At 59.5% G+C, this 26,319-nt stretch carries 19 protein-coding genes; 4 read left to right on the top strand and 15 right to left on the bottom strand.

Annotated elements, in window-relative coordinates; all coding sequences use genetic code 11:
• Positions 1-68: 68 nt before the first annotated feature.
• From serB to DXD77_RS04880, 4 genes are all read left to right on the top strand, one after another.
• The gene (gene serB, locus DXD77_RS04895) at positions 69-704 is read left to right on the top strand and encodes a phosphoserine phosphatase SerB (RefSeq protein WP_117647972.1); all 636 of its coding nucleotides are present in this window, start codon (positions 69-71) and stop codon (positions 702-704) included.
• Between the two features lie 114 nt (positions 705-818).
• Complete coding sequence (gene larB / locus DXD77_RS04890) at positions 819-1,601, top strand: nickel pincer cofactor biosynthesis protein LarB (protein WP_117647970.1); 783 nt, start codon at positions 819-821, stop codon at positions 1,599-1,601.
• Between the two features lie 10 nt (positions 1,602-1,611).
• On the top strand, positions 1,612-2,529 hold the full coding sequence (locus DXD77_RS04885; RefSeq protein ID WP_117647969.1) for a LarC family nickel insertion protein: 918 nt from the start codon (positions 1,612-1,614) through the stop codon (positions 2,527-2,529).
• 2 nt (positions 2,530-2,531) lie between these two features.
• A complete protein-coding gene (locus DXD77_RS04880; RefSeq protein WP_117647967.1) occupies positions 2,532-3,071 on the top strand; it encodes a TetR/AcrR family transcriptional regulator in 540 nt (179 codons plus the stop codon).
• A gap of 306 nt (positions 3,072-3,377) precedes the next feature.
• Here DXD77_RS04880 and larD read toward each other — a convergent pair whose 3' ends face one another.
• The 15 genes from larD to DXD77_RS04805 form a co-directional block, all read right to left on the bottom strand.
• The gene (gene larD, locus DXD77_RS04875) at positions 3,378-4,109 is read right to left on the bottom strand and encodes a D/L-lactic acid transporter LarD (RefSeq protein WP_117647965.1); all 732 of its coding nucleotides are present in this window, start codon (positions 4,107-4,109) and stop codon (positions 3,378-3,380) included.
• Between the two features lie 49 nt (positions 4,110-4,158).
• Positions 4,159-5,436 carry a nickel-dependent lactate racemase gene (gene larA / locus DXD77_RS04870; RefSeq protein WP_117647964.1) on the bottom strand — a complete coding sequence of 426 codons (1,278 nt, stop codon included), beginning with the start codon at positions 5,434-5,436 and terminating at the stop codon, positions 4,159-4,161.
• 545 nt (positions 5,437-5,981) lie between these two features.
• Entirely contained in the window at positions 5,982-8,795 is a 2,814-nt protein-coding gene (locus DXD77_RS04865; RefSeq protein WP_369831495.1) for a phosphoenolpyruvate carboxylase, read from the bottom strand.
• A gap of 256 nt (positions 8,796-9,051) precedes the next feature.
• Positions 9,052-10,365: a histidine--tRNA ligase gene (gene hisS / locus DXD77_RS04860; protein ID WP_117647960.1), complete on the bottom strand. Its 1,314-nt coding sequence runs from the start codon at positions 10,363-10,365 to the stop codon at positions 9,052-9,054.
• A gap of 303 nt (positions 10,366-10,668) precedes the next feature.
• The gene (locus DXD77_RS04855) at positions 10,669-11,973 is read right to left on the bottom strand and encodes an MFS transporter (protein ID WP_117647957.1); all 1,305 of its coding nucleotides are present in this window, start codon (positions 11,971-11,973) and stop codon (positions 10,669-10,671) included.
• A gap of 3 nt (positions 11,974-11,976) precedes the next feature.
• On the bottom strand, positions 11,977-13,275 hold the full coding sequence (locus DXD77_RS04850) for a M20 family metallopeptidase (RefSeq protein WP_117647955.1): 1,299 nt from the start codon (positions 13,273-13,275) through the stop codon (positions 11,977-11,979).
• Positions 13,276-13,391: 116 nt separating this feature from the next.
• The gene (locus DXD77_RS04845) at positions 13,392-14,375 is read right to left on the bottom strand and encodes a DMT family transporter (protein ID WP_117647953.1); all 984 of its coding nucleotides are present in this window, start codon (positions 14,373-14,375) and stop codon (positions 13,392-13,394) included.
• Positions 14,376-14,575: 200 nt separating this feature from the next.
• Positions 14,576-16,765 carry a YhgE/Pip domain-containing protein gene (locus tag DXD77_RS04840; RefSeq protein WP_117647951.1) on the bottom strand — a complete coding sequence of 730 codons (2,190 nt, stop codon included), beginning with the start codon at positions 16,763-16,765 and terminating at the stop codon, positions 14,576-14,578.
• Entirely contained in the window at positions 16,766-19,555 is a 2,790-nt protein-coding gene (locus DXD77_RS04835) for a YhgE/Pip domain-containing protein (protein WP_233506740.1), read from the bottom strand.
• Positions 19,556-19,867: 312 nt separating this feature from the next.
• Complete coding sequence (gene htpG / locus DXD77_RS04830) at positions 19,868-21,892, bottom strand: molecular chaperone HtpG (protein WP_117647948.1); 2,025 nt, start codon at positions 21,890-21,892, stop codon at positions 19,868-19,870.
• Between the two features lie 202 nt (positions 21,893-22,094).
• Positions 22,095-22,595: a GNAT family N-acetyltransferase gene (locus DXD77_RS04825; RefSeq protein WP_117647946.1), complete on the bottom strand. Its 501-nt coding sequence runs from the start codon at positions 22,593-22,595 to the stop codon at positions 22,095-22,097.
• 39 nt (positions 22,596-22,634) lie between these two features.
• Positions 22,635-23,285, bottom strand: a complete 651-nt coding sequence (locus DXD77_RS04820; protein ID WP_022094060.1) for a tyrosine-protein phosphatase — start codon at positions 23,283-23,285, stop codon at positions 22,635-22,637.
• Positions 23,286-23,302: 17 nt separating this feature from the next.
• Entirely contained in the window at positions 23,303-24,040 is a 738-nt protein-coding gene (locus DXD77_RS04815; protein ID WP_117647944.1) for a CpsD/CapB family tyrosine-protein kinase, read from the bottom strand.
• A gap of 2 nt (positions 24,041-24,042) precedes the next feature.
• On the bottom strand, positions 24,043-24,699 hold the full coding sequence (locus DXD77_RS04810) for a YveK family protein (RefSeq protein WP_117647942.1): 657 nt from the start codon (positions 24,697-24,699) through the stop codon (positions 24,043-24,045).
• A gap of 195 nt (positions 24,700-24,894) precedes the next feature.
• Entirely contained in the window at positions 24,895-26,319 is a 1,425-nt protein-coding gene (locus DXD77_RS04805; protein ID WP_117647940.1) for a cell wall metabolism sensor histidine kinase WalK, read from the bottom strand.

Below are 26,319 nucleotides of genomic sequence, written 5' to 3'. Positions count from 1 at the left end.
TGACACCCGCCCGCGCTCGTCACGTGCGACAATATGCCCCAATAAAACAGCACTCGGAAAGGCCCGCCATGACTGCACGCCTCATCGTTATGGATATCGACTCCACGCTCATCAACCAGGAGGTCATCGACCTGTTGGGCGAGGAGGCCGGCGTGGGCGAGCAGGTGGCACAGATCACCGAACGCGCCATGCGCGGCGAGCTTGACTTTAAGCAGGCGCTCGAGGAGCGCGTGGGGCTGCTCGCCGGCCTGGACGAGAGCGTGTTCGAGCGCACCTTTGAGCGCGTGACATTTACCCCCGGCGCGTTGGAGCTTGTGCGCTCGGCACACAGCAAGGGTTGGAAGGTCGGCGTCGTGAGTGGCGGCTTTCACGAAGTCGCCGATAAGATCGTGGCCGCCGCGGGCATCGACTTTTGCCTGGCCAATCGTCTGGAGGTCGTGGACGGCAAGCTCACCGGTAAGTTGGCTGCCGACATTGTGGCCAAGGAGTCCAAGCTCATCCAGCTGCTGGACTGGGCAGTTGAGTGCGGCGTCGATATGGCCCACACCGTCGCGATCGGCGACGGTGCCAACGACATCCCCATGATTCAGGCCGCGGGCACGGGCATCGCATTTTGTGCCAAGCCCAAGACGCGCGAGGCCGCCCCGTTTGCCATCGACGAGCGCAATCTGATGCTCGCCATGGACATCATCCTGCGCGACTAGCCAATCCGTCTAGCAATTGAATCAGTCTGTCCTATAGTTTCCGAACAATTCTGTCTTAGTGTTCGGAAACATACCCTTTGAGTGCTAAACTTTGCGCCGTCGAAGGGAACATATATGGATAAGCGAGATCTAGAGCAGCTGCTGAGCGATGTTGCCGGCGGAGCAGTCACCCCTACCGACGCCCTCACGCGCATCCAGACGGCTCCGACCGCCGATTTGTGCTTTGCGCAGCTCGACCTTTCGCGCGGGGTGCGCCAGGGAGCCGGCGAAGTTGTCTACGGCGCCGGTAAAACCGCCGAGCAAATTGCCGCCATTATCAAAGCATTACTCGATGCCGGCCAGGAGCGCATCCTGGTCACGCGCCTGGACGACGAAAAGGCAGCCCGCACCTCGGAGCTCCTCGGCAACGGCATCGACCTGGGATATGTCCCGGACGCCCAGCTCGCCCTGGTGGGTGGCAAGCCCTCCCCCAACGGCAACGGACGCATCGTCGTCGCCTGCGCCGGCACGAGCGACCTGCCCGTTGCCGAGGAAGCCGCGTTGACGGCCGAGTTCTACGGCAACGAGGTCGATCGCCTCTACGACGTGGGTGTCGCCGGCCTGCACCGCCTGCTCGCTCATGCTGAGGAACTTGCCCAGGCGCAGGTGGTCATCGCCATCGCCGGCATGGAGGGCGCCCTGGCGAGCGTCATCGGAGGCCTTGTGAGCTGTCCGGTCATCGCCGTCCCCACCAGCGTGGGCTATGGCGCGAACTTTGGCGGCATGGCCGCACTGCTCGCCATGCTCAACTCCTGCGCCAGCGGCGTTTCGGTCGTCAATATCGACAACGGCTTTGGCGCCGCCTATCAGGCAAGTCTTATCAATCATCTGAGCGCCGGCACGTCCTGCGCCCGCTAAGGAGCATTTCATGTCCAACCATCAGCACACGCTTATCATCGACGGCACCTCGGGCATCAGCGGCGACATGACCGTCGCGGCCCTGCTCGACCTGGGCGCCAGCGAGGAGCATCTGCGCGACCAGCTCGCCACGCTGCCGGTCGGCGGCTTTGAGATTGCCGTTACACGCGTAAACAAGCATGGCATCGACGCCTGCGACTTTGATGTTCAGCTGGCTGAGGAACTCGAGAACCACGACCACGACATGGTCTGGCTCTACGGCAACGAAGCGGACACCGAGCACACACATGAGCATGAGCACTACCATCATGATCATGGCGAGCACGAACACGAGCACTGCCACGAGCATGACCATGAGGCCCACGGTCATGGCCACGAGGGTCACCATCACGCCCACCACCATCACCACCGTTCTTTGGCGGATGTCACCGCCATCATCGATGACTCGCAGCTAAGCGATGGCGCCAAGCGTCGCGCGCTCGCCATCTTTACCGCGCTCGCCGCCGCCGAGGCCATGGCCCACGGCAAAACGACCGAGACCGTCATGTTCCACGAGGTGGGCGCCATCGACTCCATCGTCGACGTCTGCTCTGTCGCCATCTGCCTCGATGACCTAGGTATTGAGGACATCGTGGTCGAGTCGCTCTCCGAGGGTCACGGCACCATCCGCTGTGCCCACGGCCTTATGCCCATTCCTGTCCCCGCTGTCGTCAACCTGTGCCAAGCGGGCAATATCGCCCTCACGCCCGCGCCGGTCGCCGGTGAGCTCGTGACGCCCACGGGCGCCGCCATCGTCGCCGCACTGCGCACGTCCGAGCACCTGCCGGCCCGCTACCGCATCGAGGCCGTCGGCTACGGCGCCGGTAAGCGCCCCTACGAGGGTTGCTCCGGTACGCTCCGCTGCCTGCTCGTTCACACGGACGCATAGCCATGGATGCCCGCAAGGCAAAAAGCCGCGCCGCCATCGTCGCAGCATTCTCCGAGCTCCTGCGCGAGGAGGACTACAGCAAGATCACCGTCGGCGACATCATCGCGCGCGCTCACGTAGGCCGCGCGACATTCTACGGTCTCTTTAAGAGCAAAGACGACCTACTGTCCGAGCTCGTGAGCGACATCTGTACCCACGCTCTCGACGACGATGGCACACCGCTCGACGACCCACTCGTGCAGGTCGAGCATATCCTCAACAACCTCTGGGAGCGCCGCCAGGGCGTCCGAGCCCTCGTAGCCGGCGCCGGCTCACGCGTCTTCGCCGACTGCTTACGCAAGACCATCATGTCACGAGCAGCCGAAACCGTCCCCACCGACCCAAACGGCCCCGCCGCCACCATGGACCGAAGCTTCCTACTACACCACATAGCCTCAAGCTTCGTAGGAATGGTCCAATGGTGGGCCTGGCACAACTTCCAAGCCAACAAAGCCGACGTAGCCAAAGATTACCTATCAGCCATTAAGCCTCTCTTCAACTAAGCAAGAAGCTCATCCCAAAGCATCACCCCAACCCAGGGCGCCACGCCTCCCAAAGTGTCACTCGCACCTCAAAGCGCCTAGCAACAATGTGCCCACCACATTCAAATTCAGATATATATGTTGGTTGCTTGTTCGAACGCAACTGGATTCCCGCAGGGTCCGGCATAGGTTAACTTTCCGCCGCACTCCGCAGGACGCAAGAAGCTCCCGCCGCACGAAGTGCGCAGCGGGAGCTTCTTGCATGTCCGAGGACGCGGCGGAAAGTTAACCTATGCCGGACCCGGGCGTTATATCAATTGTCTTGGACTAGAACATGCCCAAGAAGCCATGCACAAACAGCGCGGCCACAATAGCACCGACAAACGGCGCGATGCCAGGAACAAGCAGACCATACTTCCAGTTGTTGTCGGCCTTGTTCTTGATCGGCAGCACCTGATAGGCCATGCGAGGACCAAGGTCACGAGCCTGGTTCATGGCGAAGCCGGTGATGCCGCCCATGCCCATGCCAACAGCCCAAACGATCAGGCCGACGCAGATTGCGAGCATCAGAACGTTCTCGCCGGCGCGGCTAGCGGCAGCAAGGATGGCGCTGATGAACACGAAGGTGCAGATAGCCTCGCAGAAGAAGTTACGAGCATAGTTCGTGCCCTCGGTGGTGGGGTTGGTCGAGAAGATGTTGCGCTGGGCAATGGGGTCGACGACGTCCTCGGAAGCCTTGAACTCATCGGCATACATAAACCAAGCGATCACGGCACCCACAAAGCCGCCGAGCATATCGGCAAGCATGAAGGGGATGCAGTTGCCCCACGGCACCAGGCCGACGATGCACTGGGCAAGCACCATGGCGGGGTTCATGCACACAGCGCCACCAAAGACAAACAGGCAGACCGAGATGCCAAAGGACCAGGTGGTGATGGCAAACATATGGCCGGAGCCCTGATACTTGGTGCCCTTGAGCACGGTATCGCAGTGAACACCCACGCCAAAGACGATCATGAGGGCCGTTGCGCCGAATTCGCAGAGGAGTTTGGTAAGCATAAAACCTTATCTTTCTTGTCGGTTATAAACGATTCGTTTAAGCCGCGCACTAGTGCTGTGCGACGACAACACCCAGGCCATCGGGGATGACGGCGACCTTGGCATCGGCACCCTTCATCTCAAAGGCGAGCTTGAGCGCTTCCTCGATAGTGTTGACCGGCGTCATGTGCATATCCTTGAGCATCTGGTGATCGCACAGGTCGGTGACCATGATCACAGGGTGATGCGCCAGGATGCGGGCAAAGATCTGGCTCGTCCACTGATCGGGCAGGGTCTCGTCCTTAGGACGATCGATGCAGGCGCGCTCAAACTCTGCCGGATCGTTGTCGGCGATGTTGTGATAGAAGCCCTCGCCGCCGTGACCGTCGGCACAACCGGCGACGTCGATGATCACGCCGCCCTCGGGAAGCGTGGCCTCGGCAGCGCACATGCCCTTCACAGCCTGATAGATGTTCTGATCGAGGGGGTAGCCGCCGTTAGTGGTAATGGCGATCTCGCACTCGACGGGCTCAACGCCGGCAAGGCTCTTCACGAACTCGCAGCCAGCCTCGTGCGCCTTGTGGATGTCGCCGGCAAAGGAGCCAATGACCTCGTGCTTGCCGTTGAGCACCACGTTGAGCACAAAGGCAAGGTGAGCCATCTCGGCGGCGGCAAACATGTCCTCGCTCACGTGGTTGTGGCACAGGTTGCCGGCACGCGAGTGGGAATCGTTCACAAACTGACCGTTGTGGTTGTACATGATGGTCTTGTAGCTGGCGATGCCAGGCAGGACGGACTTGCGGCTACCAGAGAAACCGGCAAAGAAGTGCGGCTCAATAAAGCCCTCGGCAAGCAGCAGATCGCAATCGGCAGCGATCTTGTTGATGATGCACTCGCCACCAGAAGGCAGGGTGCCGATCTTTTTCATCATGCTGTCGTCAGTCGCGACGTGCATAACGATTTCTTCGTTGGCAACGATCTCCTCGCCGTACTTGTTGACGAGCTCCTCGTGCGTCGACGGACGATGCATACCCGTAGCAACCAGAATGCGAACGCGCGCCTCAGGCGCAGCGGAGTGGATGTGATGCAGCAGAATAGGCATCGTCACACGCGAGGGAACGGGACGCGTATGATCTGAGCTAATGATGACAATATCCTTCTTGCCAGCACAAAGCTCCTCGAGCGAAGGCGAGCCGTAAGGGTTGGCAAGCGACTCCTCCACCAGCTCTTCCTGCGATTTCGTGGTCTTAAACTCGTTTTGATGACCTTCCATCACACCCGCGAAGTTCTTATCCTCGAGTTCCAGATGCAACGTCTTGTGGTCAAACGGCAGTTCACATTCAAACAATGACGAGCGCCCTCTTCCTTTCAACTGACACACTAGATAAACCGTTGGAAGGATACGCCGCTCACCGAAAAACACCACCGTCTACCGACTCATTAACACAACGTTCATATTTGACCCACAACAAAACGACCGCGATCCCAAACAGGACCGCGGCCGCCACAGTCGTAAGGTGAGAAGCGCCAAATGCGCCACCAGGATAGACCCCATCCAAAACGCGCGAAGCGCGCTATCTTTTCCCCAGCAGTAATCCGTCAAAGACCGGACATCGCAGGGCCCGCCATCAGTTTACTTTTAGGCACACTCCGCAGGACGCAAGAAGCCCTCGCCGCACCCCACATTAAACGCGAAGCGCGCCATTCTCCCCTCAGCTGTAATCCCCGAAGACCGAGGACGAAGGGACCCGATGGGTTTCCCTCTGAATGCATTCCGCAGCACGAAGCCCCCTTATCCGCAACTCCGAAGGAGCAGGATAAGGGGGCTTCAAGTGCGAGGACGCATTCAGAGGGAATCCCATCGGGTCCCGGTGAGAGCCACAGGGCTATCGATTACCCCGTGTTTTGCAATCCTGCCGAAACGCCGGTCACAGTCGAAAGAATCAGGCTCATGTACTCGGCCTTCTTCTCCTCGGCCATCTCGTCCTGGTTCATACGCACCTCGCGAAGGGCGCGAACCTGGGCGATGGACAGGGCGTCGACGTAGGGATTACGCACACGGACGGCGCAGCCGAGCACACGGCGGCGCTGCAGCGGCCATTCGTCACCGACGATGGCAAGAACCCACTTACGCGTGAGCTGCATCTCGGTGAAGACCTTCTCGGACAAATCCTGGCGATCGCCCAGGTGCAGGTACATCTTGGCGATGCGCTGGTCGGTCTTGGCGATCGACATCTCGATGTTGTCGATGAACGTGCGGAAGAACGGCCACTCCTGGTAGGCAGCCTTAAGCTGGTCCAGATCGCCAAACTGCTCGCAGGCGGTACCCAGGCCGTACCAGGCGGCCAGATTGATGCGCGCCTGGCTCCAGCTGAAGATCCACGGAATGGTACGCAGGTCGTCGAGCGACTTGGCACCCAAACCGCGCTTGGCGGGACGCGAGCCGATCGGCAGCAGACCGACCTCGGTCAGCGGCGTCACGGTCGAGAACCACGGTGTAAAGTCCTCGGTGTTCAGCAGGTCCAGATAGCGCTCGTGACTTACGGCGTTGAGCTTCTCGGCCATATCCCAGAACTTCTGCGTGGTCTCGGTGTTGGTCTTCTCGACGCTCGGGGCCGACTGCAAAAGCGTTGCGGCGGCAACGGACTCAACATGGCGCTGAGCCAGCGTACGGTTGCCGTAACGGGCAAAGATGACCTCGCCCTGCTCGGTGAGCTTAAAGAAGCAGTTGACCGAACCCTTGGGCTGCGCCAGCACGGCCTTGTTGGCCGGACCGCCGCCACGGCCCACGGCACCGCCGCGACCGTGCATGAGCACCAGGTCGATATCGTTCTTCTCGGCCCACTTGGCAATGCGCTCCTGCGCGGAGTGCAGCGCGAGCATGGCCGTGGTAGGACCGGCATCCTTAGAGGAGTCGGAATAGCCCAGCATGACCTCCATGCGGCGGTTGGTCTGGGCAAGGCGCTTTTGCACCACGGGCAGCGTAAGCATCTGGTCGAGCACGTCGACGCAGCCCTCGAGGTCCTCGAGCTGCTCGAACAGCGGGATCACGTCGAGCTCGGGCACGTCCTCCTCGTGCGCAAAGGACAGGTGGGCAAGCTCAAAGACGTCGGCCACATGCTGAGCGCTCTTGGTGAACGAGATGATGTAGCGGTGCGCCATCTTCTTGCCGTAGCGCTTTTGGATGGAGCCGATAGCGCGGAAGGTGTCGATGACCTCGCGCGTCATGGGCTGCAAATCACCATGGATACCGTTCTCGTGAATATCCTTGAGGGCGCGGGCGTGCACCACGGAGTGCTGACGGAACTCCATCTCGACCATATGGAAGCCGAAGGACTCGACCTGCCAGATGATGGTCTGGACCGGGCCGTAGGCAGCACGGACGGCACCGCAGGCGGCCAGGGAGCGCTGAACGACACGCAGGTCATCCAAGAACTCATCGGCGCTGTGGTACATGGTGTCGGTGATGCGACGGACGGTGGCGTTGAGTCGGTCTGCCATGACGAGCATGACGGCGCGATGCGGCTCGTGCTCGGAGATCAGCTCGGCGCGTGCCGTGTACTGGGTGCTCATCTCGACCTGATGGTTCCACAGGTTGATGAGCTCGGCAGACGGCTTGCTGTAGGTGGCCTCGAGCGTGAGGTTGCGGCCGATGCGGCGGCACTTGTCCTCGAGCTTGAGCACCATATGGGTGAAATACTTGGCGGCGACCTCACGGCTCACCTTGGCGGTGACGTTGGGGTTACCGTCGCGGTCGGAACCGATCCAGCTGCCGGGATGGAAGAACGCCGGGCACAGCGGCGGCACGGTACCGGCCTTGTCGCCCAGCACCCAGTCGTCAAAACGACGATAGATGACGGGGATAACGTCGAACAGCGTGTTATCGAAGATGTCGATGATGGTATCGGCTTCCTCGACCGGCGTGGGCTTCTTGAGCGCGATGGGGCTCGTACGCACCAGGGCGTCGATCTCCTGCAGCATATGGCGCTCGTTCTCCACTAGGTCGGAGCCGCCCAGACGCGGACGCTCCTCCAGCAGATTGGAGATACGGCGAATCTTGCCCTCGACGGCCTTGCGACGGGCCTCGGTGGGATGTGCGGTAAAGACAGGGTGGAACTCGAGCTTGCTGAGCAGCTCGTTGGCGCCCTCGACACCCATCTCGTTTACCAACTGGTGATAGGCGACGGTGAGCTCGTTGGCGGGATCGACCTCGGTATCGGTCGATGCGCCGGCCTCGCGCTCGCGCAGCTGCGCCACACGGTAGTTCTCCTCCGACAGGTTTGCCAGGTGGAAGAAGCTCGTAAAGGCGCGAACGATGACCTGCTGCTTATCGAGCGGCAGGCTGTCGATCAAATCGACGACCTCACGGAATGCCACGGCGGTGGGCTCGTCGGCGGTGGGCACGCCCTGCTCGTCGACGGCCTCGTCGGCAGCGCGGGTACCGGGGTTGCCGGCATTGGCCACAATCTCGGCCGACAGGATCTTGTCGAACAGGTCCGCGATCTCAGGATCATACTCGCTAAGCACACGACGCTCCAGGCGCAGGAACAGCGCCAGATTGTCGCGCAGCTCCTCGGGGATCTCGATCTCGGCGAGACGCTCCCTGGACTCGGCATTCGAGCCGATTCGGTTAACGAGGCGGTTGACCACGGCAGCGACGCGCGCCGCGGCTTCGGGTACAGACTGGTTGCTTAGGTTCTCAGCCACGTTTCCTCCCATTCCTCCTTCTATGCACGTAACATGCGGTATTCATTATAGGCGCTTGCGAAATACTTTCGATACTGATTGCGCTTTACCACACAAAAGTATTTTCTGCATTGCAAGGGTTTTGCTCTAAATGGTCGTATTTCTCGGTGGACGGCATACACAAACGGGGGCATTCCGCATAAATGCGAAACACCCCCGTAACAATCGCTCGCAATGGACGGGACACTCAAGCGGGTCCGCAGCTCAAAATGATGCGCTACAGGCGCTCGCGAACCGCCTCGACGACGTTGGCCAGATCGGCAAGGACCTCTTCATGGCTCTCCATGTCGCGCACCTTGACCTTGCCGGCGGCAAGCTCGTCGCCACCCAGGACCAAAATGAGCTTGGCGCCAACCTTGTCGGCCTGCTTGAACTGAGCTTTGAGCGAACGACCCTGGTAGTCGGCCTCGGTCACGATGCCAGCGGCGCGAAGCTCCTGCGTGATGGCAAAGACGTTCTGACGCAGCTCCTTGCCGGCATTGGCAACGTAGACGCACGGGGCCTCCTCGGCACCCAAGTCGTTACCAAAGGCCTGCAGGGCCAGCAGGGCGCGCTCAAAACCGACGGCAAAGCCGACGCCCGCCGTGGGCTTGCCACCCTCGAGCTCGACCAGGCCGTCGTAGCGGCCGCCGCCACCGATGGAGCCGACGCCGGCACCGGGAGCCTCGACCTCAAAGACGGTGCGGGTGTAGTAGTCCAGACCACGCACCAGTGTGGGATCCTCGACATACTCGACACCGGCGGCATCCAGATAGCGCTTGACCTGCTCGTAGTGCTCGCGGCACTCGTCGCACAGGTTGTCGCCCATCAGCGGCGCGTCGGCCATGATCTCGCGGCAGTGGTCGTTCTTGCAGTCGAAGGCACGCAGCGGGTTGAGCTCGGCGCGCTCGCGGCACTCATCACACATCTCGTCGGCGTGATCGAGGATAAACTGCTTGACCTGCTCGCGGTATGCCGGACGGCACTGCGCATCGCCCATCGAGTTAATAAGCAGACGGAGCTTGGAAAGGTCGAAGCCCAGGCGCTTGTAGAACTCCATGAGCATAATGATGCACTCGGCGTCGGCAGCCGGATCGGGAGCGCCGAGCCACTCGATGCCCACCTGGTGGAACTGGCGCAGGCGACCCTTCTGGGGACGCTCGCCACGGAACATGGCCTCGGCGTAATAGGCCTTAAACGGCGTGGAGCCCTGAGGCACCAGGTTGTTCTCCACGACGGAACGCACCACACCGGCCGTGCCCTCGGGACGAAGGGCCAGGCGCTGCTTGGGCTTGAGTTTTGTGTCGGTGCCCTCGGTAAAGACGCGCTCCAGGTTGGCGCCGCTAAACACGCGGAACATCTCCTTGCGCACGACGTCGGTCGACTGGCCGATACCGTGGACAAACACGTCCACCTGCTCGATCGCGGGCGTCTCGATGGGCTTAAAACCAAACGGCTCGAACACGCCGGCCGCAATCTGCTGCATCTTTTGCCAGGCGCGCATCTCGGCGCCGATAAGGTCGCGGGTTCCCTCCGCCTTCTGTGCCTGCATGGGCAAACACCTTTCTTTTGTATCGCGTCATAGGTAGTGGACATTATACGGCACAAAGCAGCAACGCGGCGGCGCGTCTGACCGAACGAGGGTATGGGGGCTCGTTCGGCCAGACGCGCCGCCGCAGTTTGTGATCCCTTTTCCTCCGTCCCCTTCGGATTACGTGATCCCTTGGGGACGGAGGAAAAGGGATCATTTCGTAGACCCGTGGCTGCCCTGGAAACCGAATGACGGTACGAGCATCCATTCGGCTTCCAGGGCAGCCACGGGCAGAACAGACAAACAGGAATAGGCGGCGACCCGCTACTCCCCCGCCACGCTTGCGCGCAGCTTGGCGGCGATGGGCTCGGATGCCAGCAGGAACACGAGCATGACCACGGAGCACGCCAGGCACACGATCCAGGTGCTCGCAAAGGAGCCCGTGGCATCGAACAGCACGCCCGAGACGATAGCGCCCACGGTGCCGCCGACCATCTCGAGCGAGGTAATGGTGCCCGTGACCTTACCGAGGTCGGCCATGCCAAACTGCTTGGACGCGGCGATTGTAGGCGTGATGGTGCCCATGCACGTTCCAACACCAAAGCTCACAGCAGCGACAATAGGACCGAGGTCCGTCGTCGGGAAACACAGCGCCACGCAGGCGATAATGCACGCAACGGAGCCAAGGATATTGCCAAAGCGCAGGCCAAAGCGGTCATAGATCACACCGAGCGAAATCTTGGCGATAACGACGGTAACCATGTAGGCCGAAAGCACGGTGCCTGCCCACATGGGGTCGTGGCCGCCCGTGACGATCTTGGCACCGTTGACGGTAACACTCGTCATGTTGGTAACCTGGTTGGGCAGGATGGCGCCATTGACCAAGCCCATAAAGAGGAAGGCGACGACGAGCAGCCAAAATGCCGGGCTCTTCTTGATACGAGACCAGCCGACGCTAACCTCGGGGGCTGCCTTCTCGTTCTTATCACCCGTGGCAGAAGCAGACGGGTCGCCTGGATTCTCGCCGAGCGGCTTAAGACCGATCTCGGAAGGCTTGGTGCGGAAGGAATAGGCCGTGATGGGCAGCGCCGCCACCATGCAGATAGCCGCGAGCACCAGGAAGGCGGAACGCCAGCCAACGCTCACGATGAGCGAGCTCACGATGGGAGACAGAATAGCGCCGCCAAAGCCCGAGCCCGAAAGTGCGATGGAGATGGCAAGGCCTCGCTTGGCCGTAAACCAGTTGGCGGTCACCAGGCTGATGAGCAGGCGGGTCGAGGCGACGGCAAAGCAGCCCGAGACGGCAAAGAGCACGTAGACCTGCCACAGCTCACCGACAAAGCTCATACCGGCAAGAACGGCAGAGGTGGCGATTACAGTGAGGGAGCCCAAAACGCGGCCGCTTACTTTATCGGCGACATGGCCAATGACAAGCGAGCCGATAACGCTCACCACGGTGGAGATGGCGTTGGAGATGTTGTACTGCGCAAGCGTGATGCCCAGGTCGCTTACGATGAGCGGCTGAAACAGGCTCATGCAGTTAACGAAAATCGTGTAGCACGTGGCCATGATCACAAAGCCGGAGGCCACCACGAGCCAGCCGGGGAAAAATTTACGTTGCTGGGACATGGATTACTCCTTGTGGTCCGCAATGTATCCGAGAGCGACGGCGGCATAAGCCGCGGCGCCGAGGGGAAGCTCGGCATCGCTAAAACGTGCCTTGGGATGATGCTGAGCAAAATGCTCGTCCGTATCAGTCACGGCAGCGCCCACGGTAAAGTACGCACTCGGGATCTCGCTCGAGATCAACGCGAAGTCCTCGCTCGCCATGGCGTGGAACAGCGGCAGGAAGGCGGACTTGGGCAGCACCGCGCCCACGTAGCCAAGCGACGCCTGCGTCATGCCGTCGTCGAGCACGAGCGGCGGAACGTCCGAAAGCGTCTCGATGGTTGCCGGCGTACGATATGTTGCGGCAACGCCGTTGACGACCTCCGCGATACGCTCCTTGAGATGAGTCATGAGCTCGACATCGAAGCCGCGCAGCGTTCCCTCGAGCACACAGGTGTCGGGGATGACGTTGGCCGCCAAGCCGCCAGCGAACTTACCAACGGTAAGTGCGACTTCCTTGGCCGCTGGCACCTCGCGGGAAATAAGCTCCTGGAGCGCCAGGTGCACATGGACGCCGGCCGTGATGGGGTCGATGCAGATCTCGGGGCTCGAGCCATGGCCGCCCTTGCCCTGAAGCGTGATGCGAAAACCGTACACGCCCGAGAGCGCCGGGCTGCCGTAGAGCACCAGGCCAAGCGGCGACTGGCTATTGACATGCATGGCAAAGGCGGCCTGGGGACGCGGGTTCTGCAGCAGACCGTCGGCGATGGCGGCGCGGGCACCCTCAAAGGTTTCCTCGCCCGGCTGGAACAGCAACTTAACCGTGGCGTTGGCGTCGACAAGCGCAGACTCGCGGGCCTTGAGCAGGCGCGCCGCTCCAAGCAACGCCGTCGCGTGCATATCGTGTCCACATGCGTGCATGCAGCCGTTCGTAGAGGCGAAAGGCTCGCCTGACTCTTCGGCAACGGGCAGGGCGTCCATGTCGCCACGGAGCATGATGACCGTACCGGCCTGTTCGTCCGTGCAGACGCCATTGCCCTGGGCCGCGGCGGCACCGGCGCCGACAAGGCCCACGACACAGGAACCATCGACGAGCGTGGCAAATGGGATTTCCATCTCGGTCAGGCGCGCTTGAATATACGCAGAGGTCTGTGGGAGGCTATTACCCAGCTCGGGCACCTGGTGTAAATCGTGTCGCCACGCAGCGAGCTCGTCTGCAAAAGCCTGAGCTTCTGCAACGAGACCGTCACCGATAGCGGCCTGCGCCGCTGCGGTGGCCTTGGGCGCTGATTGCGGTTGAAGATCGGACTGAGCTGGTGCCATAAATGCCCTCCAGTAGCGTTTTTGCAGTAAGCACTTTGATAGCGTAAAGTGCAAGGTACAACTTTAAAGGCGAGGCATAAAAAACGCCGCCCCAGGAGGGCGGCGCAACAAGTTGTTTACAATTGCGGGTGTGATTTTCGGCGCAAGAAATCGAAATGCGTCTCGCTCAAGATAATCGACAGGAAGATGAGCGCAAAGCCGGCAAGCAGGCGCGAGGTGAGCGCCTCCCCCATCAACAACACCGAGAACAGCACACCCGAGGGCGACTCCATCGAAAGAAGCAGCGAGCCCGTCGAGGCCGGGACGTGCGCCAGACCGACGTTTTGGACGAGCAGTGCCACGCACGTGCAGCCCACCGAGAGGAAAACAGCCACACCGATAAACTCCGGTGTCCATGCAGAGAGGGGCGCCTGAGTCTCGAATAGCAGCGACGTGATTAAACTCAAAACGCCATTGCCCACAAACATCCAAAACGTGATGACGTTGATGTCCATCTTGCGACCGTACTTGGCAGTCACCGCCATCTGGATGGCGAAGAAGATCGCGCCGCCCAAGGTAATAACATCGCCGGCATTGAACTCGACGCTATCGAGCGCTACCAGGCCAATACCCGCCAGGCACAACAACGCTGCACCCAGGTTATACCGGGTAAGCTTTTCACCGCTCAGGACATAGCTTGCAAACGGCACAAGGATGCAATACGTGCCGGTCAAAAAAGCGCTCTTGCCCGCCGTGGTCTGTGCCAGGCCGATCGTCTGCAAACCGTAGGCACCCCACATGAGCGCACCCATGCCAAGCCCGACGATCAGGTTGAGGGCATTGAAATGAGCGATGATGCGCTTATGGAAAATTGCAAACATAACCAGTGATGCCGGGAGAAAGCGAACATAGACCAGCTCGAACACCGGAATGGTGTCGAGTGCGTCCTTCATAGTGGTAAAGGAGTAGCCCCAGATAATCGCCACCGAAAGCAGTAGAACTTTCCAGAACAACGGCGAGCGTGCGCCGGCACCCCGGGGAATACCACCCGCGCCCAAATCCTCACGGGCTACAGGGCTATCGGGCATGTTTTCGATTTCGTTGGCAGCGTATTGGGCCATGGAACATCCTCACACTCAAACTGGGCGTGGTGTCCGCACGCGTATGGCTGCGTGCCGCCTCATGGTCAAATAAAAACGGGACGCGCCGGACCCCCGGCACGCCCCGCTACTGTAGCAACAACCAGCGTTGCACCGCAATCCAGCCCACTAAAGCGTCAGCAAAGTGAACCTCGATGTTTTGTCAATGTCACGCTGTTGCACTAAATAAGCTTCGTGCTTTCAAGCTTTTCGATGATCCAGTCGTTGGCCTTGATGACCGGGCGGCGGAAGACGACGCCCAGGCCCAGCGACGGAATCAGATAGCTCGCCAAGATACCCAGCTCAACCCAGTACTCCATATGGTAGGCGCCAGCCATGGCGGCGTGCATGGCGTTGATGCCGTGGGTAAACGGCAGGAACGGGTAGATCGCCTGGAACACGGGGCCGGTCATCTCGATGGGGAACGTACCGCCTGAACCGCCGACCTGCATGACCAACAGCACGACAGCGAGCGCCTTGCCGATATCGCCAAACGAAACCGTGAGCGTGTAGACGATATTGGAGAACACGAGACTCGCGACCCAGCCCGCCAGCACAAACTGCAGCGGGTTGTCGCATTGGATGCCAAAGAACAGGATGTCGCCCGCGCACACGAGTGTCGCCTGCAGCAGGGCCAGACCTCCAAAGAACAGGTAGCGGCCCAGGTAGATCTCGTGCAGGCGCACGGGGATCAGCTCGTTGATGAGCTCATCGTCAACCGAGACCTTCATCATGGCCGCCAGTACAATCGAGCCCACCCACAGCGACAGAATCGTGTAGAACGGTGCCATGGCCGAACCGTAGTTGCGGATCGGATAGACCGGTTTGCGGTCGAGCGCGACGGGGCCGGAAAGCGACACGGCCAAACCCTCGGGATCGTTGCCGATCATCGTCTTGATCATGGCCAGGTCACCCGACATCAGAGCGCTATCAAGCTCGTCCTTAAAAGCGCTGATCTTGTCCGACGCCTCGCCCAACTGATCAGAAGCCTTGTTGACCAGCGTCGCAGCCTTGGAGAGGCCCTTTGCGAGCGAGCCAGAGGCGTCGGTCAGACCGCTCACAGCGCTATCCAAGTCACCCGAGATACCGTTCAGGGAATCCAGAACGCCCGAAATGGTCTTCTTGAGCTCCTTGGCCTTAACCGAGAACGTGGAATCGTAGTCGGACTTGGCTCCCGAGATACCCGCCTTGGCATCGGCGATGGCCTGGTCGACCTCGGCACGCGAGTTGTTGACCTCCGCCATGCCGTCCGAAAGGGACTTTGCGGTCGCCGTCAGGTCCTTCGCATTGTTGCGGTACTCCACGGCAATTCTGCCCAGCGACGTCGCAGCGGACTCGAGACCGTCTTTGAGCTTGTCATCACTCACCTGGTCGGCAAGGTTGCGGAGCTGATCGGCCATCGCATCGATATCGTCAGCACGCGTATTGAGCGCCGCTGCGGCTTCGTTGAGCTGAGACACCGTAAGGTGAACATGCTGATTCGCGGCATCGAATGCCTTCGCAAGCTCGGCGGACACGTTGTCGAACGAGCCCGCGCTTCCGTCAATCGCCGCGTCAACGGCATCGTTGGCGGCCTTGAGCGCTTCCTTGGAATCATTGATGCCGCTCTTGGCGTGCTCCATCAGCCGCTTCGTCGACTCATCAACGGTGCCCGTCTGCTTGAGCATGCCGCCCGCCGATGTCAGTGAATCGGACGTGGAGCTCAAAATGCCCGCGAGCGACGTCGCACTCGCCTGAACGTCCTGCAGGTCCTCGACCGAATCGCCCAGCGTCGAGGACAGATTGGCGATAAAGTTGCTCACCTGGTCGGTACTCATATAGTCGAGCAGGCTGGACACGGTCTTAAGGCCGATGGTCGTGATGGTCTTGGTAAAGGTCTCGTTGACCTGACTCTGGACGGCGCTCGAGCCCTTTTCAGTCACGATCTGTGCGATGGCGTTAGCCTTCTGGTTCTCGTAGAACTCGATATCGGCGTGCTTCACCTCGGTCGAGAAAAGCGTCATCATGTCGGCGCAAAACGTTTTAGGGATAACGACGGCAGCGTAGTACGCGCCCGACTTGACGCCATCGATGGCCTTATCGCGATCGTTGAGCACAACCCAGTCGAAGTTCTCGTTGCCGCGCAGGGTGGCGGTTACGTTTTCGCCCACGTTGACCTCGACGGGAATCAGATCGCTCTCGTAACCCTCATCAGTGTTGACCACGGCGATCTTAAGGTTGCCGGTGTTGCCGTACGGATCCCAGCTTCCGGCGATGTTAAACCATGCATAGAGACATGGCACGATGATCAGGCCCATCACGACGACCATGCCGATCACGGAGCGAGACACGTTTTGGACATCGCGCTTAAACAGGTGCAGGATGTTTTTCATTTATGCCTCACCTCCTTTAGAGTGCTTGCCAAGCGAGGTGGTGTCCCCGTCGTTTCCGTTTACGTTGTCAGCGCCGTCGGCATCTTGAGCCTTACGATGCGCACCGATATGCGACAGACGGCTCGTAGGCTGTTCGCCTCCCTTGGCGCCACGCTCGCTGGCGTTGAGACCAAACATGCGACGGGCGGCAGGGATGGCAGCCGTGTGCTCGCGCATCTCGCGGCGAAGGTCCTCGTCCGAAAGCGCCGAGATACGCATCTGGGTATTGAGGCTCGCACGGATGTATTCGATGTTGATGAGCCAGCCGCAGATGGCGATAACCGAAATGATCCAGATAACGAGCAGGATGATCTTGCCGTTATTGTCGATATCGAGCACCGTCGAAAGCACAAAGAGCAGAACCTGCACGCCTACCACGGCGGCAAAACCGCCCTTGATGTAGTACGGGTAGCGATGCTCAAACGCCACGGCATGATCGAGCAGCTCGCGACGGTACGAATCCGAATCGAGCATGACGCGCATGGCCGTGCGCAGCGAATAGCGCTGGCGCGGCAGGTCGTTGGACTCGCAGATCATGAGGCCCGTCGTGGAAAGCTGCTTGTCAAAGAGCAGGTTGAGGTTGAGCAGCAGCGGACGCAGCTGCAAGCCAATAAAGAGTGCGATGGCAAGGAACACGCCCAGGATGCACAGGTTGAACAGGTAGTTGAACGAATACATGCCACCGACGGTCTCGCGCAGCAGGTTGATGCCATAGGTGAAGGGCAGCAGCGGATGCAGCCATTGGAAGAAGCCGGGCATCATCTCGATGGGATACATGCCCGACGAGCCGGGGATCTGCACAATGACGAGGATGACGCCAATGGCTTTACCGATATGCTTAAACGTGGTGGACAGCGCATAGATGATGTTGACGTAGGTGAACGAAATAGCGATGCCGCCCAGTACAAAGAGCAGCGGATTGACGCACTGAACGCCAATGACCAGGTCGCCCACCGTAACGATAATGGCCTGGAACGCGCCCAGGATCACCAGCAGCAGCCAGCGGCCAAAGTAGCCCTGACGCGCCGTAAAGCTACCGATGCCCTCGCGGTCGACCTCGAGTTTATAGATAGCGATGAGCACATAGCCGCCCACCCACAGCGCCAGATTGGTGTAGAAGGGCGCGATGCCCGAGCCAAAGCTCTTGACCGGATAGATTGACTTGGACGTCAGCTCAACCGGAGATGCCATGAAATCTGCCACGTCATTGACGTCGACGTCCATGAGGTCGGCTAACTCGCCCATAGACTCAGAGGTCTGCAGCGCCGCAATGTCATTGGCGGCGGTCGCGAGCTTGTCCTGAACCTTGGCAAGGGAGGCGTCGGTTTGGGACAGCGTGGTCTTTGCCTGCTTGAGCGTGGCGTCGAGCTGCGCCAGCGTGCCGCGCGCGCTCGCTATCGTGGGAGTCATACCCGACACAATGCCGGTCAAATCGCCCGAAACGGCGGCAAAGGAGTCAAGCGCGCTCGAAGCCTTCGGAAGTGCGTTCTGACCCAGATCGGTCTGAGCCTGACCGAGGCTAGCCGTACCGGTCTGAATTGCCGCGTTGAGTGCGTTGCTCGCGTTCGAGATTGCCGTAGCGTCGTTTGCCATGGCGCTCGACTGTGCAGAAAGGCCATCCTTGATGCTCTGCAGCTTCTGGTTTTGCTCGCGAAGCGAATCGATGGTCGATACAATGCGCGCGTCAATTTCCTCGGAACCTGTCGACGTGTCATTAACGAGAATCTCCAAGTGCCCGATAACAGCCTTATTGTGATCGATCGTCGCCTGGAGAGACTCGAGCGAGTTGTCGATGCGGGTGGTCGTAGATGTGACCGTACCCGTTAGCTTGCCAATCGCAGCGTTCGCGGAGGCTGACGTCTTGGTGAGTGCAAGGCTACCTTCCGAGAGTGCCTTGGAGAGCGAGGTGATAGAGTTGCCCGCCGTGGCGCGAGCCTCGCCCAGCAGGTCGTTGCCCTGGGAGATCGCCTGCGTTAGAGAGGGCGCCTGCCCCTGCAGGCCCGCCAGCGCAGCATCGGCCGAAGCAATCGAGCTGCTCGTCTTGTCGATGGCGGTGTTCATGTCGCCGATGGAATCGCGTACTTCGCCCAGGGTATCAGACGCCTCGGACACCGAGCCCGCCAGCGAATCCCGGGTCTGGGTCGCCTTGTCTTTAAGGTCGATGCCAGCATCTTTAGCAATGCCCGCGACGGTCTCGCCCACCGTGGAGACAAACTCCGAGTTGATCTGCTCCTCGATGGTATTGGCGCCAGTGTCGGTGACCTTGGGCGCAATAGCGCTCTTCTTCTCGTTGACGTAGTACGTGAGCTTGGGCTGATGGTAATTGCCGTCGAGCATCGAGACCAGGTTATCTGAGAAGTTCTTGGGGATTACGATGGCCGCATAGTACTCACCACTCTCGACGCCCTCTTTGGCATCGGCGGCCGAATCGACGAAGGTCCAGCCCAGCTGATCGTTCTCCTTGAGCTGATCGACGACCTGGTCGCCCGCGTTGAGCTCGCCCACTAGGTCGTTCTGAGTGCCCTGATCGTTGTTGGCGATGGCAATCTTGATACCTTGGGTGTTTCCGTACGGATCCCAGTTTGCCACGATGTTGTACCAGGCATACAGCGAGGGAATGACGCACACGCCCAGGGTAACCACCAAGGCGACGGGGTTCACAAGCAGTCGCTTAATGTCGCGCTTAAATATCGCAAAGGAGACCTTTGCGTTGGATAGTTTGCTGCCGAGACTCACGCTTGGACCATCCATCCTGTCGTTGAATCGAATCGTACTATCGACAACCATTGTACGTAGGCGCTTTAGTGCCTCGCGGCACAATGGTGCTGAGTTTTGCGGGTAGCAATATACTACGAAGATGAGTTAACGTACAGTTGTACAGTATCTTAAATTTCAGCAGGTCACAAAACCACAACCCGCACAAATAAATGATCCCTTGGGGACGGAGGGATCATTCAAAAGGAAACGAGAGTGGAAAATCTCCCACTTCAAGCCCGCATTCGAGCCAAAAGTGGGAGATTATCCACTCTCGTTCTAATCTAGTTACGGGGCCGTATCCCCGAACTACATCAAGTTGCAAACAGCCGCGGCGAAGGCCACGGGGTCCTCGGGGAGGATACCCTCGACCAGCAGGGCCTGATCGTAGAGCAGGCCGGAGTACTGCTTGATCTTGTCGGCGTCACCTGCCTTCTGGGCAGCGACAAGCTTGTCAAAGACCGGGTGCTTGGCGTTGAGCTCGAGCACGCGCCGGCTCTTGGGCATGCCGTCGGGCGCGCCCTCGGGCCCCTTCTGGAGCACCTTCTCCATCTCGAGCGAAAGCGGACCCTCGGTGGTGATGCAAGCGGGGGCATCGGTCAGGCGCGCGGAGACGGCAACTTTCTCGACCTTGTCACCGAGCGCCTCCTTCATAGCGCTAAAGAGGTCCTCGTTTTCCTTGGTGGCGTCCTCGGCCTCCTTCTTCTCGTCATCGGTCGCCATGTCAAGATCGCCGGTCGCGACGTTCTTAAGCTCCAGGTGACGATCCTCGACCTCGGGCTCGGCACCATCGGCAACTGCCTTCTCGGCAGCCTCGCGAGCAGCGTCATCCTCGTAGACCTTGGGCATATCGGCAGCCACGTACTCACGCATGGCCTGGAAGGTGAACTCATCCACGTCCTGCGTCAGCAGCAATACATCGTAGCCGCGGTCGAGCACGCCCTTCACGACGGGCATCTTGGCCAGACGCTCGCGTGAATCGCCGGCGGCATAGTAGATTGCCTTCTGGCCCTCGGGCATGCCCTTGGCATACTCGGCAAGGGTGATCATCTTCTGCTCCTTGGCAGACCAGAACAGCAACAGGTCGGCGAGCTCGTCGGCCTTCATGCCGTAGCTCGAGTAGATGCCGTACTTCAGACCGCGACCAAAGTTCTCAAAGAACTTCTCGTATGCCTCGCGGTCGTTATCGCGCATGTCCTCAAGATCGGCAGTGATCTTCTTCTCGACACGCTTGGCAATGGCCTTGAGCTGACGGTTCTGTTGCAGCGTCTCACGCGAGATGTTGAGCGTCACGTCGGCAGAGTCCACGACACCGCGCACAAAGTTGTAGTAGTCGGGCAGCAGGTCGTCGCACTTCTCCATAATCAGCACGTTGGAACTGTAGAGCGCCAGGCCCTTCTCGTAGTCCTTGCTGTACAGATCGAACGGGGCGCGACCCGGCACAAACAGCAGCGCATCGTACTCAAGCGTGCCCTCGGCGTGGAAGCTGATAGTGCGCGCGGGATCGTCAAAGTCGTGGAACGTGGACTTGTAGAACTCGTTGTAATCCTTCTGCTCAACGTCGGAGCTGCGCTTTTTCCAAATCGGCGTCATGGAGTTGATGGTCTCGAGCTCCCGGTAGTCCTCGTACTCGGGCTTGTAGTCGTCGCCGGCGTCCTCGGGCTTGGGTTTCTGGCGGCTCTTGCTCACCATCATCTGAATCGGGTAGCGCACATAGTTGCTGTACTGCTGAATCAGGCTCTTGAGGCCCCACTCGGTCAGGAAGCGATCGTAGGTCTCGGCCTCGCCGTCGGCGTCGAGCTTCTCGTTCTCGCGCAGCGTCAGGATGACATCGGTACCGTGCTCAGCACGCTCGCCATCCTCGATGGTGTAGCCCTCAAGACCGTCGGACTCCCAAACGTGGGCGGTGTCCTCGCCATAAGCGCGGCTGACGACCTTCACGTGGCTGGCGACCATAAAGGCGGAGTAGAAGCCCACGCCAAACTGGCCGATGATGTCGACATCGGAGCCCTGTTGCTCGGCGTTCTCGGTCTTAAACTCCTCGGAGCCGGAATGGGCGATGGTGCCCAGATTGCGCTCGAGCTCCTCGGCGGTCATGCCAATGCCGTTATCCGAGATGGTAATGGTGCGGGCGTCTTTATCAAAGGAGACGCGAATAGCCAGGTCGCCCTGGTCGAGCTTGACGCTCGGATCCTGCAGGCTCTTAAAGTTGAGCTTGTCGACGGCATCGCTCGCGTTGGAGATAAGCTCGCGCAGGAAGATTTCCTTATTGGTGTAGATGGAGTTGATCATGAGGTCGAGCAGTTTTTTGCTCTCGGTCTTAAATTGACGCATGTGCAGTCCTTTCGCGCTACCCCCGTCCGCAAAAACGGCCCGGTTGCCCGAGCCGCATCGCAGACCTGCTATGTTCAGACTTAGATTTTATAACCCATTAGCGCGCATATATACATACGGAATCGAAAAACTGTATGTCCGAGCGCTCCAATGCGCCAATTGCCAAGGAGTGTCCCCAGCTGCCGGCAGAAAAGGAACGTCCCTATCTGCCATCTACGCGCTTAGCCATCCAGGCATGGGGCTGGCCTTCATCCTCATAGTCCACCGGGGCAATCTGCGTGTAACCCGCCTTGGCATAGAGTGGCAGCACGTATTCCTGCGCGTGCAGCTTAATAAGCTTAGCGCCGGCATCGCGTGCACACGCACCACTGGCCTCAACGATCGCACTCGCCAAACCACGACGACGCATAGCCGGCAGCACGGCGACGCGCCCCATAATGTAGGTCTCCCCCGCTGCGACGCCTTCGTCCAAGTCGCACGCCGGCGACACCGGGGCTTCCGCATCAGCCGCGCGCTCAAGCTCTTCGGGAAACACGCGCGAGCAACCGGCAAGCTCGCCGTCTACATAGAGCGTCACATGAATGCAGTTCGGGTCCTCGTCGATAGCGTCGAACTCATTCTCGTAGCCCTGCTCGTCCATAAAAACGACGCGGCGCACCAACGCCGCGTCATCAAAGCATCCCGTCTTAAGTTGGATATCCATGGCTGCCCTTTCATTCAATGAGAACGTTAGGGACAGATTTTAGCGAAAATGAGCTCCGCGCACGCTAAACTTCGCGCGAGCCTTCGCCAGGCAGTCGTAATGACCCACGTTATGGGCATCGCTCGCGATGAAGCTGTACAGGTTCTGATCGAACAGGCGCTGTGCCGGCTTTTTCTCGCGACCAAAGCGACCGCCGGCAATAAAGTCCGCCGAAGCCTGCAGCTTGCAGCCCATATCGACCAGGCGTTCCGCCACGCTTACATCCTTTTGAACCGCACGATAGCGCTCAGGATGAGCGATGATCACCTGGTAGCCACGGCACTGCAAATCGTAAATCGTGTTCTCGTATTCTCTAAACGCATACGCATCGGCATGCGTCGAAAGCTCGAGCAGGAACTCGTTGGTCCCATCGAAATGCAAGTGCTCCGCGGCATCGATACCAAGTTCAACGAGCTTTCGATGGTTGACCTCGAAGCCCATCTGGAGCGGAAAACCGTCAGCGTTATCGCGCAGCAGCTCAAAGGCATCCCACATCTTGTCGTAATCAAAATAGGGATCACGGCAGTGAGGAGTGCAAACGATTCTGGTTACACCGGCCCGCTTGGCAGCCTCGAGCATCGCCAAGCTCTCATCGAGATCGGCGGCGCCGTCGTCTACACCCGGCAAGATATGGCAATGAATGTCACGCATAGGTCGGCCCTAATCAACTAAACGTTTGCTCGGTTGGTGAAGATGCCCTTTTTGGAAGTGCCCTGACCGTCGGAGCCCTTCTTAACCTTCTTACCGTCCTTGGTGTAGTAAGAATAGTAGTACTCGCTGGTCTCGGTCTCACAGTAATTCATGACGGTACCGATGAGCTTGACCTTCTCGGACTTCTTAAGCTGACCGATGGCGTTGAGCGCCTCCTCGCGCTTGGTGAAATCCTCACGCACGACAAAAAGCGCACCGTCGGTCAGGCTGGCAATCTCGGCAGCATCGATGAAGGTGCCGACCGGAGGAGCATCGAAGATGACATACTGGAACTTAGCAGACAGTGCCTTGACCAACTTGGAAAAGCGATGGGAGACGATGATGTCGGCAGGATTGGGAATATGCGGCTCGGCATCGAGGAAGTAGAAGTTCTTCTGACCCGTCTCGACAATTGCCTGGTCAATGGAGATCTGCTCGGACAGGACTGCATAGAGTCCACCGCGGGAGCGGACGCCGAGCATATCGGCAAGGGACCTGCGACGCATATCAGCCTCGACCAGCAGGACACTCTTGCCGCTGGTGGCAATTGCCTGAGCAAGGTTAATGGAAACCGTAGACTTGCCCTCGTTGGGAATCGAGGAGGTAACGGTGATGGTGCGAATGGGGTCGTCCACGCTCGCAAAGCGGATGTTGGCCAGAAGGGTCTTGGCGGCATTCTGTACAACGAGCTTGTCGGTGTTCTTTGCCTTAGCCATGCCTATTTACCACCTTTCATAGCCGGAATTCGGCCAACAACGGGAATACCTAGGAGCTCTTCTGCCTCTTCGGCACCGCGAATGCGGGTATTGAGCATGTCTGCCAAAACGACATAGGCAACTGCGATAAAGATACCGGCGAGGAACGCGACGGCAATAAACAGCGTGCGCTTGGGGCCACTGGGGGCTTCGGGGGTCTTAGCCTCGTCGATAACGTTGATGCTCTGGGCAGCGCCGACGTTCTGAGCGACCGTACTCACCGAGCTGGCCATGGCCTTTGCGACCTCAGCCGTCTCCTTGGCATCGGTGCCGGTAACCGAAAGCGTAATGACACGCGTGGTGGTCTCGGAGGAAACAGACACCTTGTAGTCATCCAGATCGGTGAGGCCCAGTTCTTTGGCGGCGCCGCTCTTGACGCTATCGCTATCAAGCAGCGTGGCGATATCGTTGGAAAGCATCTGGCTCGCCGAGAGATCGTTGTAGCTCATCTGACCGCTATCGTCGGTCTTGGCGAGAATGTACATGCTCGTCGTCGCGGTATAGGTGTTGTCCATCGCAACGAAGGACACGATGCCCATGGCGATCGCGCAGACCACCGGAAGGGTGATGACCAGCTTGAGGTGCTTCTTCAGCAGCTGGAACAGTTCGAGAAGGGTCATGCAGCTTGCCTTTCATTTCCCCAGTTCGGATTGACAAAACTGTCCGTATGTTATCGCATCTTTTTACCGAGACCAAACTCTATACATAAGAAACAGGCTCTCCTGTAAAAATGACGGAAGCAATCGTAAAATTGCACAACAACGCCGCACCCGAAAGTCCGATGCGGCGCCTACATCATTATCTATGTTGTATCGCTATGCGAATGGCTCGTCCTGCTGTATGGGAAACGCCACCGTAATGGTGGTTCCCACGCCCAACTCGCTCGATAGATCGAGCGTGGCATGATGATACAGGGCCGCATGCTTGACAATGGCAAGCCCCAGGCCGGTTCCGCCGCGTGCCTTGGACCTACTCTTGTCCACGCGATAGAACCGCTCAAATACCTTGCCCTGTTCTTCAGGCGCGATACCGATTCCCGTATCGGCGATCGCGAGGAACGGATGGCCTTCGTCGTTGGTGCCGCACTGCAGCGTAACCGTACCGCCGGGTCGATTGTAGCGGATGGCGTTGCTTGCCAGATTGTAGATGAGCTCATCAATCAAGCGCGACACGCCTTCGATGACCACAGGCTTGGTCTCATGACTTATCGTCACATTCGCCTGACGGGCGACCTGTTCAAGACGCTGCTCAACCGTGTAGATGGCACGCGAGAGCTCAATAGGCTCCGTGGACCCAATGGGCACCGCCTCGCCTTCAGTTGCACGTTCGGCCTCGTCCAAGTTAGACAGCGTAAGGATGTCGTTGACAAGCGCTGCCAAGCGGCCCGCCTCACGATAGATGCGACCGCCAAAGTTGCGCAGGTCGTCCTCGCCCTCGACCATGCCATTTGCGATGAGCTCGGCATAGCCCGAAATCGCCGTAAGCGGCGTCTTGAGCTCATGGGTGATATTCGCCGTGAACTCGCGGCGCATACGGTCGTTGTCCGCTAGCACCGCCATTTGGCGCTTGAGTTCCTGGCGCTGCGACTCGATGCGCTCAAGCATGGGGACCATCTCGGCATAGGCGTGCTCATAGCTACGGCGTGGGTGATCCAAATCCACCTCTTGCAACGGCGCGATGATGGCACGGGACTCACGGCGCGCCATAAAAAACGAGAGTACTGCACCCGCTGCTGCGATAAGCAGCATCGGCGCCAGCATCGACAGCAAAATCGCCGCAACGCCAGGCTGGGCCTGCGCCAAGCGAACGACCTGGCCGTTATCAAGGGTGACGGCGCGATACAGCATAATCTCGTCGAGTGTAGAGCTTGCGCGCTCCGCGGAACCCGAACCACTCTCAAAGGCCTCGATGACCTCGGGGCGATCGCCATGGTTGGGCAGTGTGGAAGGCGACGCCTCGTTGTCGTAGGCAACAGATCCGTCCTTATTGATCAGCGTGATACGAAGATCCTCGCGATCGAGGCTTCGCAAGAACGGAATGGGCTCCTGCTGCTCGTCGAGGGCGGCAGCAATGAGCTCGGTTTCCTGCGCCAGATTGGCACTCGTGGCATCCGCCAAAGTGTTTTGCACAAAGAACGCACCCAGCACCGTAAACGCCACGATAACCGCCATGGCGCAGACAAAGATCGTCACAAAAACGCGGTGCGACAGCGTATGTTTTCCCTGGGGGGCGAAGACCAC

This window comes from Collinsella sp. TM09-10AT (assembly GCF_003436275.1).
Lineage (GTDB): Bacteria > Actinomycetota > Coriobacteriia > Coriobacteriales > Coriobacteriaceae > Collinsella.
The sequence above is the reverse complement of the archived record's forward strand: the minus strand, read 5'-3'. Positions and strand labels throughout refer to the sequence as shown.

Excerpts from the sequence above, each read along its gene's own strand:
- serB (WP_117647972.1), top strand. The coding sequence starts at position 69 with ATGACTGCACGCCTCATCGTTATGGATATCGACTCCACGCTCATCAAC.
- larB (WP_117647970.1), top strand. The coding sequence starts at position 819 with ATGGATAAGCGAGATCTAGAGCAGCTGCTGAGCGATGTTGCCGGCGGA.
- DXD77_RS04885 (WP_117647969.1), top strand. The coding sequence starts at position 1,612 with ATGTCCAACCATCAGCACACGCTTATCATCGACGGCACCTCGGGCATC.
- DXD77_RS04880 (WP_117647967.1), top strand. The coding sequence starts at position 2,532 with ATGGATGCCCGCAAGGCAAAAAGCCGCGCCGCCATCGTCGCAGCATTC.
- larD (WP_117647965.1), bottom strand. The coding sequence starts at position 4,109 with ATGCTTACCAAACTCCTCTGCGAATTCGGCGCAACGGCCCTCATGATC.
- hisS (WP_117647960.1), bottom strand. The coding sequence starts at position 10,365 with ATGCAGGCACAGAAGGCGGAGGGAACCCGCGACCTTATCGGCGCCGAG.
- DXD77_RS04855 (WP_117647957.1), bottom strand. The coding sequence starts at position 11,973 with ATGTCCCAGCAACGTAAATTTTTCCCCGGCTGGCTCGTGGTGGCCTCC.
- DXD77_RS04850 (WP_117647955.1), bottom strand. The coding sequence starts at position 13,275 with ATGGCACCAGCTCAGTCCGATCTTCAACCGCAATCAGCGCCCAAGGCC.
- DXD77_RS04845 (WP_117647953.1), bottom strand. The coding sequence starts at position 14,375 with ATGGCCCAATACGCTGCCAACGAAATCGAAAACATGCCCGATAGCCCT.
- DXD77_RS04840 (WP_117647951.1), bottom strand. The coding sequence starts at position 16,765 with ATGAAAAACATCCTGCACCTGTTTAAGCGCGATGTCCAAAACGTGTCT.
- DXD77_RS04835 (WP_233506740.1), bottom strand. The coding sequence starts at position 19,555 with ATGGATGGTCCAAGCGTGAGTCTCGGCAGCAAACTATCCAACGCAAAG.
- htpG (WP_117647948.1), bottom strand. The coding sequence starts at position 21,892 with ATGCGTCAATTTAAGACCGAGAGCAAAAAACTGCTCGACCTCATGATC.
- DXD77_RS04825 (WP_117647946.1), bottom strand. The coding sequence starts at position 22,595 with ATGGATATCCAACTTAAGACGGGATGCTTTGATGACGCGGCGTTGGTG.
- DXD77_RS04820 (WP_022094060.1), bottom strand. The coding sequence starts at position 23,285 with ATGCGTGACATTCATTGCCATATCTTGCCGGGTGTAGACGACGGCGCC.
- DXD77_RS04815 (WP_117647944.1), bottom strand. The coding sequence starts at position 24,040 with ATGGCTAAGGCAAAGAACACCGACAAGCTCGTTGTACAGAATGCCGCC.
- DXD77_RS04810 (WP_117647942.1), bottom strand. The coding sequence starts at position 24,699 with ATGACCCTTCTCGAACTGTTCCAGCTGCTGAAGAAGCACCTCAAGCTG.